The following is a 1,361-nucleotide window of genomic DNA, read 5'->3' as shown; positions in this document are numbered from 1 at the left end:
GCAATAGGTACATCCCGGGATGTTATTGTAATCTAATGGCTCGGCATGCTGACCAGCAATTTTTTCTACACAGATAATGCCTTCTGCAGAAGCCACGTGGGCAAGTGCCTGACCGCCTACTACATCACCAATTGCATAATAACCTTTAACTGAAGTATTGTAGAATTCGTCGGTAACAATTTTGCCTTTCTCCGTTTTGATTCCTGTTTCTTCTAAACCTATGTTTTCGATGTTGGCTACAATACCAGCAGCTGAAAGCACGATGTCGGCCTCGATAGTCTGCATGCCTGATGCTGTTTTAACAGAAACTTTACAGCCTGCGCCGCTGGTATCAACAGATTCTACGCTTGCTGATGTCATGACATCGATACCTACTTTTTTGAGGCTGCGTAACAATTGTTTAGAAACATCTTCGTCTTCAACCGGAACAACGTTATCCATAAATTCTACGATGGTTACTTTTGTGCCCATGGTAGCATAGAAATAAGCAAATTCTACACCGATAGCACCAGAACCTACTACTACCATACTTTTAGGTAATTCAGGAAGTACCATTGCCTGGCGGTAGCCAATAATTTTTTTGCCATCTTGTTTCAAGTTGGGTAATTCTCTTGAACGGGCACCTGTAGCAATGATGATATTTTTAGCACTTAGTTCCTGTTGAGAACCATCTGCACCTTTAACTTCTAATTTGTTTCCTGGTTTTACTTTACCAGTTCCCATAATTACGTCAATTTTATTTTTTTTCATTAAAAATTGAACGCCTTTACTCATGCCATCGGCCACACCACGGCTGCGTTTTACCACGGCGGCAAAATCTGCGGTTGCACCGGCAGTAGTAATTCCGTAATCAGCAGCATGATTAATATATTCGAAAACCTGAGCACTTTTTAAAAGTGCTTTAGTAGGGATACAGCCCCAGTTTAAACAAATACCACCTAATGATTCACGCTCAACAATTGCAACTTTTAGTCCCAATTGAGAAGCTCTGATTGCAGCTACGTAACCACCTGGGCCGCTGCCTAAAACAATAACGTCGTAATTCATCTGTTTTTTAATCTATTTTAAAGAGATTTGTTTTTAATTGTTTTGTATTATCTGTAATCGACTGGCTTCATGCCATAATCGTGGCTGCCTACATCCGGATTACAAAATTTAAAAGATCTTCATCCATCAACAATCGTTCAAAACTAAAAAAAAAATGTCAATTGCTTAGCTCAATGTTGAGATAACAGTTAAAATTTACAATGATCGCATATTGTTGCCTTAAATTTACGCTTGCATGCTGATTGGGTGTTGGTGTTTTTGTAGATTAAAAGTAAATATTTAACAATAGGTTTAAATTACATGGTGTTTTTGCC

The 1,361-nt window shown here is 38.8% G+C and carries 1 protein-coding gene; it reads right to left on the bottom strand.

Features of this window, described 5'->3' with window-relative positions:
* Window positions 1-1,047, bottom strand: a 1,047-nt coding sequence (gene lpdA / locus AC1DND_RS27950) for a dihydrolipoyl dehydrogenase (RefSeq protein WP_477586123.1), incomplete at its 3' end; no start/stop codon positions are given.
* Between the last annotated feature and the right edge of the window lie 314 nt (window positions 1,048-1,361).

It is taken from the genome of Pedobacter sp. 01N416 (assembly GCF_056399685.1).
Note: the sequence above shows the minus strand (reverse complement) of the source record. Positions and strands in the feature narration are given on the sequence as shown.